13 protein-coding genes are annotated in these 12639 nt (G+C 63.7%); 10 read left to right on the forward strand and 3 right to left on the reverse strand.

The window, feature by feature from the left end:
• Positions 1-69: 69 nt before the first annotated feature.
• The gene (locus tag WKI89_RS05110) at positions 70-315 is read right to left on the reverse strand and encodes a hypothetical protein (RefSeq protein ID WP_119358806.1); all 246 of its coding nucleotides are present in this window, start codon (positions 313-315) and stop codon (positions 70-72) included.
• Between the two features lie 137 nt (positions 316-452).
• On the opposite strand from WKI89_RS05110, the gene WKI89_RS05115 reads away from it, so the two are divergent.
• Positions 453-1091 (forward strand): hypothetical protein, encoded by a 639-nt coding sequence (locus WKI89_RS05115; protein ID WP_119358807.1) that lies wholly within the window; start codon positions 453-455, stop codon positions 1089-1091.
• 53 nt (positions 1092-1144) lie between these two features.
• On the opposite strand, the gene WKI89_RS05120 is transcribed toward WKI89_RS05115, so the two are convergent.
• A complete protein-coding gene (locus tag WKI89_RS05120) occupies positions 1145-1726 on the reverse strand; it encodes a hypothetical protein (protein ID WP_337868137.1) in 582 nt (193 codons plus the stop codon).
• The gene (locus WKI89_RS05125; protein WP_337868138.1) at positions 1695-3416 is read right to left on the reverse strand and encodes a hypothetical protein; all 1722 of its coding nucleotides are present in this window, start codon (positions 3414-3416) and stop codon (positions 1695-1697) included. The genes WKI89_RS05120 and WKI89_RS05125 overlap by 32 nt, the downstream gene beginning before the upstream one ends.
• Before the next feature lie 54 nt (positions 3417-3470).
• Here WKI89_RS05125 and WKI89_RS05130 point away from each other — a divergent pair, with 54 nt between their 5' ends.
• From WKI89_RS05130 to WKI89_RS05170, 9 genes are all read left to right on the forward strand, one after another.
• Positions 3471-3809: a TrbC/VirB2 family protein gene (locus tag WKI89_RS05130; RefSeq protein WP_337868139.1), complete on the forward strand. Its 339-nt coding sequence runs from the start codon at positions 3471-3473 to the stop codon at positions 3807-3809.
• A gap of 7 nt (positions 3810-3816) precedes the next feature.
• The gene (locus WKI89_RS05135) at positions 3817-4128 is read left to right on the forward strand and encodes a hypothetical protein (RefSeq protein ID WP_337868140.1); all 312 of its coding nucleotides are present in this window, start codon (positions 3817-3819) and stop codon (positions 4126-4128) included.
• Positions 4129-4207: 79 nt separating this feature from the next.
• The gene (locus WKI89_RS05140; protein WP_337868141.1) at positions 4208-6652 is read left to right on the forward strand and encodes a TraC family protein; all 2445 of its coding nucleotides are present in this window, start codon (positions 4208-4210) and stop codon (positions 6650-6652) included.
• Positions 6649-8016: a hypothetical protein gene (locus WKI89_RS05145; protein WP_337868142.1), complete on the forward strand. Its 1368-nt coding sequence runs from the start codon at positions 6649-6651 to the stop codon at positions 8014-8016. Before WKI89_RS05140 ends, WKI89_RS05145 begins: the two co-directional genes overlap by 4 nt.
• A 9-nt stretch (positions 8017-8025) precedes the next feature.
• Positions 8026-9417 (forward strand): hypothetical protein, encoded by a 1392-nt coding sequence (locus WKI89_RS05150; RefSeq protein WP_337868143.1) that lies wholly within the window; start codon positions 8026-8028, stop codon positions 9415-9417.
• 8 nt (positions 9418-9425) lie between these two features.
• The gene (locus tag WKI89_RS05155) at positions 9426-9647 is read left to right on the forward strand and encodes a hypothetical protein (protein WP_119358815.1); all 222 of its coding nucleotides are present in this window, start codon (positions 9426-9428) and stop codon (positions 9645-9647) included.
• A complete protein-coding gene (locus WKI89_RS05160; protein ID WP_337868144.1) occupies positions 9644-11959 on the forward strand; it encodes a type IV secretory system conjugative DNA transfer family protein in 2316 nt (771 codons plus the stop codon). The genes WKI89_RS05155 and WKI89_RS05160 overlap by 4 nt, the downstream gene beginning before the upstream one ends.
• The gene (locus tag WKI89_RS05165; RefSeq protein ID WP_337868145.1) at positions 11949-12158 is read left to right on the forward strand and encodes a hypothetical protein; all 210 of its coding nucleotides are present in this window, start codon (positions 11949-11951) and stop codon (positions 12156-12158) included. Before WKI89_RS05160 ends, WKI89_RS05165 begins: the two co-directional genes overlap by 11 nt.
• A complete protein-coding gene (locus WKI89_RS05170; protein WP_337868146.1) occupies positions 12145-12639 on the forward strand; it encodes a hypothetical protein in 495 nt (164 codons plus the stop codon). Before WKI89_RS05165 ends, WKI89_RS05170 begins: the two co-directional genes overlap by 14 nt.

A 12639-nucleotide genomic window follows, 5' to 3' on the forward strand; every position in this document is an offset into this window, starting at 1 on the left:
GGCAAAATGGAACCCCTCAGAGAAAAGGATAGTCTCTGAGAGGCAAAAAGGACTGAGGGCCTTAGGGTCTTAGCGCACTCGAGCGAGCAACCAGCCGCGAGGAAGGGGAACGAGTACCTCATCCCCGGATTCGAGGAGGTGCTGGCGAACCTGCTCGCACTCGACGTAGGACGGGAGTTCTTCCATGAGGTCGGCGGTGGTGGCGTCAAACAGTGCCCCCCTGACCTGGATGATCTCCCAGCCTTCACGTTCTGCAATACGCCTGACCACCATCTCGACTTTACCGTAGCCTTTGAGTGTGCTAACCTTAACCATAGTTTCCTTTCCGACGAGAGGCGCAGGCCGCGAACCCAGCCTCTCGTCTTTTCGACTTGAGACTGAGCGCCTGCCTGACCCTTCCGAAAAGGAACCAGGTAGCCCTCAGTAAGATATTACCAAAAAGGAGGAACATAGTGCGCGTTGCGGTGTTTCCGAATACCCTCACCAGCGATCAGATCGAGGGGTGGTTGGCTCGAGGTCTTACGGTGGAACTCGACCGGGCCACCGTGGAAGCGAGCCTGCTCACCCCCAGGCCGGTGCGGCTGCCCGTCTATGAAGGCGAGCGGCCCCAGGGCGTTCTGGAAGGACGAGCGAAGACGGAGGAAAACGCCCTGGTCATCGAGGGTGTCTTCCAGGAAGAAGCGGTGCGGGCGGGTGTTTCCTGGGAGGAGGTGGCCCGCCAGTTCGACCTGGCGGACACCCCGCTCTACCTGTGGCGGGCCCGGCGGCTCCCCGAGGAAAAGTGGGAGGCGTGGCGGGCCGATCTGGATCAGCTCGGTCTGGCGGACAAAGCCGTGCTGCTCGGAGACCCGGAGGGTGGCCCGCTCTGCCGGGCAGAACCCACCCAGGAGAACGCCTGGGCCTTCTGGCTGGCGGCCTGGCGGTTCGGAAGCCGGGTAGCCCTCGACCTGGGAATGCGGCGGGCGAGCCTCGAGCGGGCCTTCAGCGCGCTCAAAGAACGCCTGCCGCAGCTACCCGACAGCCTGCTAAAGCGCAGCCGGGAGGCTGAGGGCTGGGGGAAGGAAGAGCTGAAAGCACTCCGGGCAAAATAGGGGGCATCTTGCCCCTGTTTTCTATCTACATCTGTCCCGCAGGGGCAAGAAAGCTACCACCAGGGCGCGGCCAGCACAAAACGCGGCTCCAGCCCGAACCCTGCCAGCTTTACCCGTAGCTGCTCTGCCTTCTTCTCGGTGGGAGCCCCCCAGTATTGCCCCACGAAGCGCAGGGCGAAGGTCTCGGCTTTGCGCTTGAGCAGTGCCGGGGAGTAGCTTCCCGCGTCGTACTCGATGGCGATGGGGCCCAGCTTGCTGTACCAGTAGGCATCGGGCTGTTCGCGGTAGTGGATGCGGTGGGTATCGGTACGCCACACCTCGGGCCTGGCCCCCAGGATATGCCGCATCTCCCCCACCCCGGCCAGATGCCGCAGCAGGGGCGGCCCCAGGCGGCTGACCCAGAGAAAGGGGGTGTAGAAACGCACCTCCATCAGCCGGTTGGCGTGGTGCGAGGGGTTCAGCACCGCCCGCACGATGAAGATGCCCACACGGTGGGCTTCCTTTTCCGAGGGAACCATCCCGTAATGGCGCATGAGTTGGCCCTCGGAGAGGGCCAGATCACAGCGCAGGGCTTCATGGATACGCTCCAGTACTGCTTGTCGCTCACCTCGTGGCAGGTTCCTGGCTTGGGACAACAAGGATCACCACCTCCGTTCCTTTCTCAGCCTGGGCCACCCGTACCACCGCTTTCTTGTCCTGTTGCAGGGCAAACAGGTTCGCCAGGCTTCCGGCCATGAATAGCTCCAAAGGCGGGGTTTGCGAGGACTGGGCCACCCCGCCCCCCGGCAGCACGGTCACGCTCTTGGCCTGTGAGGCCGCAGTGACGTAATCGCTCACCCCGCGCAGGCTGCCCCGGATAAGGTCAGCGGCGATGGAGGGCGCTTCCTCGCGCACTCTGGCCGCCACCCCCAGCGTCCCCTCGGCGTCCAGCAGGGTGGCGCTGACCGTGTACTCCCTGCCGTCCTTGATGGCCTTGGTGAGCTTCCCTTTGAGGCGGCGGGTCTCGTCCAGCGTAACCTCACCGACCCAGGTGGAGCCGTCCTCAGCGTCTACTGCTACCGGGCCGGGGACACCTTCGGCGATGAGTACCCCGATACCCAGCCGCCCTTTGAGGCGGGTGCCCAGGGGGTAGGGAGAGGCCATCGCTGGCGCGGGCGCTGGGCCGGTAGCTGCTGGTGCTACCGGAGCCGAGGGGAAGGTTGGCAACGCCGCGCCGGGTGCAGGTGGTTGTGTGGGTGTAGAAGCGGGCGTTGAGGTCTGGGCCTGCCCGCCCACCAGGTAGAAGCTCCCGCCCTTTCCGCCCTGGCCCTCAACTGCCCGTACCGTGAAGGTGGGCTGGGTTTCCTTCTTGAGGCTCAGAGCCCCATCAGTTGGGCCTGAAGCGGAAGAGCGGCTGGAGGAAACCGGCTGGTTCTGGATTGCTGCCGCCACGTCTTCAGCCACAGAGCCGGTAATGGGACGCCCTGAAGAAGAGGGTGCAGAGGGGGCCTGGGGCCTCGTTAGGGTCAGCGGCCCGCCCTGGCTCTGGGTGGTGGTAGCCGTAGCGATGGTCAGCGGGGCCGGTGGAGTTGGGCCAGTAGCATCGCTGGAGGTCTGCTGACCGCTGCCGGCAGCCTGTGCAGTCGCGCTTCCGGCGTTCGCCACGTACAGGGTCATGGGTTGGGGCGGTGGTGTCTGTGCAGCGCCAGTTGTGGTCGAATAACCCGAGGGCGGCGGGGTGGTTGGATACCCTGAAGGTGGGGGCGGCACTTCAGAGTAGCCACTAGGAGGGGGTGGAGTTGCACCCGTATCTTGTGGACTCTGGCTCTGGCCTGTGGCAGCGGCGGTCTCACCGTTTGTACTTGCGGCTGTCCCTCCAGTAGCGGCTGCTTCTGAGTTAGCTGAAGCAGGGGGTGCCGGTTCGGGTTGAGGTGCGGTCGTAGTCGTAGCGGTTGGAACCGGCACAGGCAGGCCCCCTTTGGCGGGCTCTGTATTGCGGGTGGAGAGGATGAACCACAGGGTAGTGGCCGCTATCAGACCGGCAAACCCCACCGCGATCTGTTTGGGACGGGAGGGCACCCACTCCCCGGTGAGCTCGTCGTAGCGGTCAAGCAGGCGGTGCTTGAGGGTGAGTAGCCAGCTTCGCCGCGCCACCGCCCGCTGGGTCTCCTCCTCCGGGGTGGGCAGGTCGTCAAAGAGGATGCCGGACTCGAGAAGATCGGCCAGTTCGGGATTCTCCTTGCGTAGGCGCAGCAGCAGCTCATCAAACTCAGGGTCGGTGGGTGAAGGGACTGGACTTTTCAGGACAGCCTCAACCTGTTGTTTAATCTCTGGGTCAAGTCGCATATGGTAGTATCATATTACCCGTAATGGGTAACAAAAAATCGTAGAGGTGACAGCATGAGTAAAATCGGCCTTTTAGCTAAAAAGATCATGGGTTTACCGGAGATTCGTGGGTTGCTGATGGGGTTGGCGCTGGTGGGGCTGGGTGGCGTGGCCCACGCCCAGGCGGATGCGGCCTTCACCAACCTGACCACCGCCATCTGCAACATCTACAACGCCATGAAGGGCCCGTTTGGGCTGGCCCTGGTCATCATCATGTTCGCCATCGGTGGCATTAGTCTGATGATTGGTGGGAAAAAAGCCGTTCCGCTCATGATCGGGGCAGCCGTGGGTGGTGTGATTCTGGCTGCTGCGCCCTCGTTTGCAAAAATATTCATAAGCGGGACAGCCTGCTAGAGGTTGTATGCGTCGCCGGGTGTACCGTCTCTATCAACCCATTACGATTGTCGGCCTGGAGGTGTGGCAACTGCCTGTTATCGGGCTGGGCTTCGTGATCGGTTTGCGGCTGATGGAGGGGATGCACCCGGCGATGGGCCTGCTCGCCGGAGCAGTAACGGGCTATCTGGCGTTGGTGGCGGCGGACAAACTCCGTGAACGTTACCCAGGTGCGTCGCTGCTGCATGAGATGCTATGGCTGACCCAGAGCGACCGCTATTTGCCGGGGAAGGATAAAGAGACGGTTCCACTTTTGTTGAGGGAGAATGGCGGAGACTAGCGGGCTAACGATACTCAACCGCCCTCGGGAGCACTCGCTTACCGAGGAGTTTGCTTATTGGGAGATACATGAGGGGCTGATGGTGCTTGAGGATGGGCGGGCCGAGGTGGGGGTGGAGCTGCTGCTCAAGCCCACCCTGCTGCTCAGCCAGAGCGACCTCGAGGGCCTGCTCTACATGGTGCGGAGTGTTCTGCGAAACGGCGTGCCTCAGGGCACACGAGCCCGGCTATATGTGGAGGCGGCCCCCGCGCCGGAAGGGGTGGTGGACGCATACCGGACGGCCTACACACCCAGCCATCCGGTAGCTCGTGAACTGGCAGAGGAACGGTATCGCCACTGGCGCACCCTGTGGGAACGGGGCGAGGTCATGGAGCGGCGGGCCTTCCTCACTGTGAGCTTTGGACGCAAGCGGCCCAAGCGATTGCCGTTCGGGAAGGCAGAACTGGAAGGGCTGATCAAAGAAGGGGTCAAAATCCGGGAGCGCATCCGCATGATCGCCAGGGGGCGGGGGGTGGAGGTGCGGGAGATGGACTCCCAGGCGGTCTTTGGCCTGGCCTACCGCTACCTGAACCCTGGTTTGCGTCTCTCGGGGGTGCCCGCTTACCGCCCCACCTGGCAGCGTTACCCACGGGCGGCGGTGGAGAAAATGCCGGGGCTCAAGCCGCCCACCTTGCGGGCGCAGTTGTTGCGGAGCGAGGTGGACAACAGCATACGGGAGGCGCTATACGTAGGCGGGCGCTGGCTGAGCATGTTCAGCCTGTACACCATCCCCGATGAGACCTATACCGAGATGGGGGACGTGCTGGCTTTAGCCGGTGGGGGGGAATACTACCTGGTGGTGGATTTCTACCACGAGCCCTACGAGAAGGCCCTGAAGGCCCTCAAAGCGCGGGCGCGGCGCTTCTATGCGGCCAGCGCCAACACCGAAACCTATGTAGACCCTAACGTTATCATCGGACAACAGGAGACTGAGGGGGCGATTGCCCACATTTCACAGACCGGCGACCACGTATATCGCGTGGGCGTTTCACTCATTCTGATTGAGCGGGAGCGGGAGGCCCTGGAGCGGCGGGCCAACCAGGTGGTGGGCAAACTTTCGGAGATTCCCGGCAATCCCTTCCGACAGCTCAAAAATGGCCTTTTCGAGCCCTGGACGAGCCGCGCCCCTTTTAGCGGGGGGATCAGCGACGAGGTGGTGAGCCTCTTGGAGTCCAACGCCGCCGACCTAGTGCCCCTCACGGGGGCCTGGAAGGGGCACGACAAGCCGGTGGTGCTGTTGCATAACCGCTTCCGCTCGCTGACCTACCTCGACCCCTTTACACCCCGCACGGCCAACTGGAACGGCATCGTGGCGGGCGGTTCGGGATCGGGAAAGACCTTTTTCACTCAGTACGTACTCGCAGATTTGCTACGCCGGGACGAGGTGGACGTGGTGATCCTCGACCGGGGGCGGAACTACGAGGCGCTGGTGGAGGCGTTTGGCGGAGCGTTTATTGACATACGACCTGGTGGAGAGACCTCGGTCAACATGTTCGACCTCGAGGAGGGTGAGGCCGAGCCCAGCCCCGAGAAACTTCAGGACGTGCTGCGCTTCTTGCGGGCGATGCTGCCACCGGGCGAGGACAAAACCGAAGAGGCGGTGGAGAACGCCATCCTCGAGGCGGCCATCGAGCAGACCTACAAGCGAGCCAGCCCTGACGTGCCCCAGCCGGACGGTAGCTATAAGAAGGTGTACCAGGGGGCCCGTCTGTCTGACCTGGCGCAGACCCTAGTGCTGCTGGACGAGATAGGCAGCCGTCCGGCCTCACCCTCGGAGAAGGAAGTGGCGCGGAAGCTGGCGCTCAGGCTTCAGTCCTGGGTGGGCGACAGCCCCAAGGGGAGGTTCCTCGACCGGCCTACCAGCGTACCCCTGGCCCAGGCGCGGGTGGTGTGCTACGAGCTCGAGGGCCTCAAGGACGACCTGGAGATCATCGGCACGCTGCTCATCGCCGACCTGGTGTGGAAGCGGGCCAAAAAGGGCCAGGGACGGCGGGTGCTGGTGGTGCTCGATGAAGCCTGGAAGGTCTTTCAGAGCCCCTACGCCAGCCGCCTCATCGAGGAGCTGTACAGGCGCTTTCGCTTCCTGGGCGGGGGCATCTGGAGCATTACCCAGAGCTTGGCCGACTTCGCCGGGGAGGGGCCCAGGGCGCTGTTGCAGAACACCACCTTCCACTTTTTGCTACGTCTCTCACGCAGCGAGGCCGAGCTTGCCGTGATGCGGGAGGTGCTGGGGATGCCCGACCGGGCCATCGCGGTACATGGGGGTCTGACCGGGGTCAAGGGGGTTTACTCCGAGGCGTTAGCCTGGATTCGCACCGGGGAAGGCCGGGAGGGAGAGGTCATCGTGGTACGGCCCAGCCCCGTGGACTACTGGCTGTTTACATCCACCAAGGACGAGGTAGCGAAGCGACGTGAGATGGTGAAGCGCTACGGCGGGGATGTGATGCGGGCGGTGCGAGCGCTGGCCTATGGAGGTGAGAAATGAGGCGGATATTTGCGCTGTTTCTTCTTCTGGGGATGGGTTTGGCCCAGAGCTACACCATCAGCCTGTCCCCGGTGCCGGTCTCGTTAGCGCCAGGCCAGTCGGTTAAAAGCACGTTAGCGGTGCTGCCGGACGGATTTACCGGGACTCTACCCATCAACATCACCGGGCTGCCCACAGGGGTGACGTACGCTCCCAACGCTATTACGGTAAGTGATCCACAGAAAAACACCACGGTGGAGATTGTCTTTACAGCGGCGGCCAGTGCGCCGAAAGCATCCTCGTTAACCACCATCAACGTGGGAGCCAAACGCCAGTTTTTCAGCGTGGTGGTAGACCCCGCGGCCCAGCCCCCCTCGGAGAACCCGGCGAACCTTGAGGCCATCTGGCAGCAGGTGCAGCAGTGGGGAGGTACGGCCTGCCGCACCATCAATACCTTCAGCCTGGAGAGCGTGCGCTGGGTATGCACGGTTTACCGCACGCTGGATCGGGCAGTGGGGATGTGGGATGAGGTTCGGCAAGACTTCGACATGCTTAAGCGGGAAGGGTTCATCACTGGTGTGAGCTACCTGGTCAACGGTTTAGGCGGGGAGTTGGGCTTGGCTGAGGGTAACGTCGAGGCCGACCAGCTAGAGAGCGACTTTCTGGCCTTCCGGCGCAACTACCGCAAGGCAGTGGCCCAGCTCAGCAACTGGATGACCCGCCAGCGGGAAAAGCAGGTGGAAGCCCTACGCAACAACCCCTATCCCAACGGCAGCCCGTCGTGGTGGGCCTTGGAAGCGCTGAAGCTGAACCCTAACCTGATCCTGACCTCGGTGGTCAGCAACCAGCAGCGGGAGAGCCTCGTGCTCCAGAAGGGGCGGGTAGAGGCCATCAAGGGGGCCGCAGAGAAGCAGGTGGAGCGCTCGAGCACCGGGCGCACCCAGGAGGAACTGGAGAAGGCCCTACAGGTCACCAATCCCCTGCCCGGTCAGGAAGGCGAGGCGGAGCAGGTGGTACGGCGGGCCCGGGAAGCCAACTCTACCCGTGAGGTGCTGGAGGTGTTGGTAGATGCCCAGGCCAAAATAATGCGGCAAAACCTGGGGAACACCCAGGACATCGTGCAGGCCATGCGCGAATCGGCGGTGCAGCAGGCCTACACCATACAGCAGATTTCCAACCTGTTAGAGGTTGAACTCCAGCGCAGAAGCGATGAGATAAACGCCTGGCAGGGCGAGGTGGAGCGCACGATGGCCCAGATAGCGGAGGAGGCCGAAAGCCAGACCGCCAACCTGCGGATGCTGGCGGCGATGGCCCGCACGGTGGCCTGTCCCGATGGGGTGCTCGGGGCTGGCAACGACGGCAGTACGGTGTGCATCCGTCCATAGGGGGAGAATATGTTGCGGATTCTGGTATTGCTTTTACTGCTTCTGGCGGGGATGGGGCTGGCCGACCAGCCGCAGATTCCACCGGCCAACACCGCGCAGCAGGAAAATCTGTTCAGGACGTTTTTCGACATCAACCGCTGGTTGCAGAGCATCAGCCGCGACGTGACCCGCCTGGAGGTAGGCATCTCCAAGCTGGCCCTGGCCCTGGTGATGCTGGGCTTCGTCTACGGCATCGTGCAGGGCATCGTAGGAGGCGGGCTGGAAGCCATCAAGGGCACTTTTGTCCGACTGGCGGTGGTGGGTTTGCTGCTTTCCCTGTGGAGTAGCGGGTTCGTGGGGAACACCCTGGATCGGGCCATGACGGCTGCACGGGAATGGGGGGTGGACGCCTCAGCCAATACACTGGCGGATGCCGGAGACAGCCTGGACGCGCTGGCTATGCGGGTAGTGCCCTTTATGGGTGCGGTAGGGGCGATTAAGATAATGACCGCTAAAACCGCTGAAAACATAGCCAAGAACGCCACGACCCGCACGGTGGCCTCGGGGACAAGCGCAGGGGCCAGCAAGGTCATGCAGTACCTCAACTGGGCCACCCTGTTGCTGATTCCCTTCATGCTCTTCTTCTTCATCCTGATCGTGGTGGCCTCGTTCACGGTGGAGATTGGGGTGGCCTTGTTCCCCCTGGCCGTTGCCATGCTGATATTCCCCAAAGGTGGGGCGGCGGACTGGTTTGGAAAGTGGATCGCGGCGGTGGTAGGGGCACTGCTCATCGTGTTGCTGCTGCCCATCGGCTTCAAAGCGGCGGTCGAGATGGGGATCAACCGCCCGGTGAACCAGGTCAACGCCTATGTGGAGCAGGCCCTCGAGCGGATCGAGGCCCAGAAAGAGGCGGGCCTGGAAGTGGTGGTAGACGCGATAGGCGATTGTGGAATGCTTGATGTGAAGTGTACCCTCGGCAACAACCTGAAGGCTTTCACTATCCAGGCAAATGCGGTGGTGCAGCAGATCACCACAGCGGTACAGGCGTGGCTGCTCGGCGTCATCCTGCTGCTGGCAGGGATGGCCGCAGCCGCCTACGTGCTGTTCAACGTGGAGCGGGTGGCGATGAGTTTTGTTGGCGGGTTCGTTGCCACAGGGGTTCGCCAGATGCTAGGGGCGTCCTCCCTGGGCGGGCGGGTGTATAGCGGGCCTAGTACCGCGAAGACCAGTACGGTGCGGGATGAGCCCAGCTTCCGTATGCCCGCAGGCCAGTTACCCCCTCCGGCCTACGCGATGCAGCCCTATTACGGCGGGAGGAGCTACGGGGACGACAACATCATCGAGGGCGAGTGGAGGCCTGCTCCACGTGAACTACCGGCGGCGGGGAATCCACGCGGTCTGCCGGGGCCATCAAGTGATTAGGAGGAACTATGAACGCATCCGATTTGATCGAAAACAACGAACTGCTGGGGCGCTGGTTTTATTACCAGGGCCGCGACTGTGTGGTACGGGCGGTGAGCGCGGTGCGGGCCGAGCACGGCAGGGCCGGGTATGAAGTCGGCACCTGGGCGCTTGAGGTAGATGGGGTCATGGTGGAGCGTGTCTACGGCACCCTGGAGGCGGCCACCCGGAGGTTGATCGAAAAGATATGAGCGCGGTACGTCGTCCGGGTTCGCTGCTTGAGGTGCCCACCTCCCAGAAGCTGCTCCGCCTGGGAGGCGGCTTACTAATGATTGGGACGCTGGGGGCGGTGGGCTGGATCGGCTGGCAGACCGCTATAGAGGTGGCCGAGGGGATGATGCGGGCGGGGTGGGGTAAAGCGCTCAAGGCAGCCACCCCCAGCGAGCTCGTCCTCCGCTGTGCGGGGGATTTCCTGGGCAACTGCTCCAACGCCTTCAACGAGCTTTGGCAGAAGGCCCTCCCCCTGGACACCCTGCGGCTGGTGGTGGCCGGGGGTTTCGTCTTGGGGATGCTGCCCTTCCTGATCCGCCCCCACCGCCCGCGCAAGCTGCCTGGTCAAGGGCGCTGGGCCACCGCCAAAGACCTGGCGGGTTACCTGGGCGAGAAGGGTAGCGGCTGGTACGGCCTGTTCGAGGGCAAGCCCTTGCGGGTTCCCCACATGGAGCGGCGTACCGGGACGCTGGTGGTGGGCAAGCCCGGCGGGGGCAAGACCACCGGATATTTCCAGCCCAACATCCTGCTGGATGCCAGGGACGGCTGGAGCGCTGTCGTATTTGATCTAAAGTGGCCCGACGAGGGCGGGCTGATGGAGGCGGTGCGCTACTACCGCTACTTCGGGCGGAACGTGTACAGCTACACCCCCTTTGTGGCGGGTTCGGCCCGCATCGCCCTCCTGGAGGGGGCGGAGAACCCCCAGGAGGCCAGCAACATCGCGGACATCATCGTGCCACGCCTGGCCGACGGGGGGGCTGAGTTTTACGCCAACCTCGAGCGGATGCTGCTGGCCGGGCTGGTCTGGATTGAGGGCCAGGAAGGGCGTTACTCGTTGCGCCACATCCTCAACCTGTTGCGCCAGGGCAAGGAGGAGATCAAAGCCTACGCCGAGGTGCGGCCCCACCTCAAGGAGCGGATCGGGGCAGTCTTGCAGACCCGCGAGGACATCCTGGCCGGGGTGGTGGCGGGGCTGGCAGGGAAGCTCTCGCTGTTTGAGAACGACCACCTGGACGCCTCGAGCCTGCCTGGAAAGGGGGCTATCCCCTGGGAGAAGTTCTTTAGCGAACCCAGCCTGCTTTACATCGGCATCCCCCAGGAGCACCTGGAGGGGGGCAAGGCCACGGCTTTGCTGTGGCTCGTGAAGCGCATCATGGACAGGGAAATCCACCGCGCCGCTGCCCGGAACGGGGGGACGCTGAAGACGCTGACCTCGGTCTACCTCGACGAGTTCACCGCGTTTGGGAAGCTCCCCGGCATCGAGGACAACCTCAAGACCATGCGAAGCAAGGGGGCCGCCTTCCATGTGAGCGTGCAGAACCTCGCCAACGGGCGCTCGGTGTACGGGCGGGACGTGTGGGAGAGCATCCAGGGGACATTTGGGCAGCAGGTGTATCTGCTCGAGCGGCTCTCGGAGGAAGACCGCCGGTGGCTGGCCCGGACGCTCGGGTATGAGACGGTGGTGGGCTACTCCAGAAGCTCCTCTAAAAGCGGCTTTCTCTCGGGCAGCGAGGGCGAAGGGGAACGCGAGGAGGCCCGCTTTTTGCTTTCCGCTGAGGAGATGCGGGAGGTGAAGAAGGGCGAGACGGTGGTAATCCTCGACGGCAAGCCACCGGTACGCACCTACCTGGGCGGGATGTGGGAGCCCCAGCACCCGCTGCACCACCTCTACAGCAAGACCCGGCAGGTGGCGGCTAAAACCCCTGCTGCTTCTTCTTCCGGGGTTGCGTCCAGCGGGGTTCAGCGACCAGCAGAGGGGCACAAGCCTATTGCGGGGGCGGCAGTGACATCCGCTCCCCAGGCTGCTGGGCCGCTGCCGGTCACTGAAGCGAGACCTCTGCCCCAGTCCAGAGCGCGGGAGGTCAGCGACCCCCGGGCGTTTGAGGGCTATATCCGCCAGCTTGCCAGCCTGTTGCCGGTCTTCCAGCGCTACTACCACAAAAAAACCACCACCGGGATTCGCTTTGTGCTACCCGAGGGTTTCCCCCCACCCGAGACGGCCTGGGTGCGGGAGGGCTGGATCGAGGTCAGGGGAAAAAACGAGCTTTCCATCAACGTCACCTCCAAGGGCTTAGAGGCGCTGGACAAAGGCTTTGTGGTAGCCCTGGTGCGCTGGTGCCGGGTGCGGGAGTGGGCCCGCAACCACAGGCAGGACGGAGCCAGGGTGGTGGAGATGAGCCAGGAGGAGGCCGAGACGGTTTTGCGCGAGTACGCCAAACACTTCCCCTCGGAAGAAGGAAAGGTGCGGGTGGAGGTGGCGCTGGAGCGGATGGAGGGCGGCCATGCGGGTTGAACTGTTCTGGCAGCTGCTCGAGAACGCCACGGTGGTGCGGTGGGACGGCAAGCGGAAATACTGTCTGGTCTATCTGCCGGGTCTGGGCTACCGCCTGTACCGCAGGGAAGGGCATTGGGTGCTGCTGCTGGTGGTAGGCCCGGAGGCCCGGCGATGGGCAGCGACCTTTGGCGTGGAGGTGGACGGTGCGGCTGCTTAGCGTGCTACTTTTTGCAGGGATAGGGCTGGCCCAGGCCCCTGCTACGCCTACCACGCTCTCCGAAGCGGAGGTGAGCCGGTTAGTAGCGTCGGCGCGGAGCGAGGTGCTGCTGGAGATGGCTCTCTTCGACGACCGCCCAGTAGCCGAGGGGTACCGGGTGGCGGTGGTGGAGCGGGGGGCCAGGGGGTACATCCTCACGCGGGCGGACACGGTGGAGTCAGGCCCTTCTTACACCCCGTGGGCCTCGTTGCTGCCGAACACGGGGGCAAGATTGCTAGGCTTTACGAGAGGGGATTATCTCGTGGTGGACAGGCGCGTGGCGGTCATCCGCGAGGAACGCATGGGCCTGCCGGTGTACCGCCTCGAGGAGTCCCCGGCTAAGGTGGCGGCATTGGTGCGGCAGTTCGTAGAGGCCTTCGCAGTGGCCCGTCCATACCGGATTGACGGGCTGGTGGAGCGGCGGTTGGCCCGGTGGAGGTAG

Origin of the sequence: Meiothermus sp., assembly GCF_037443965.1 — a bacterium.
Classification (GTDB): Bacteria; Deinococcota; Deinococci; order Deinococcales; family Thermaceae; genus Meiothermus.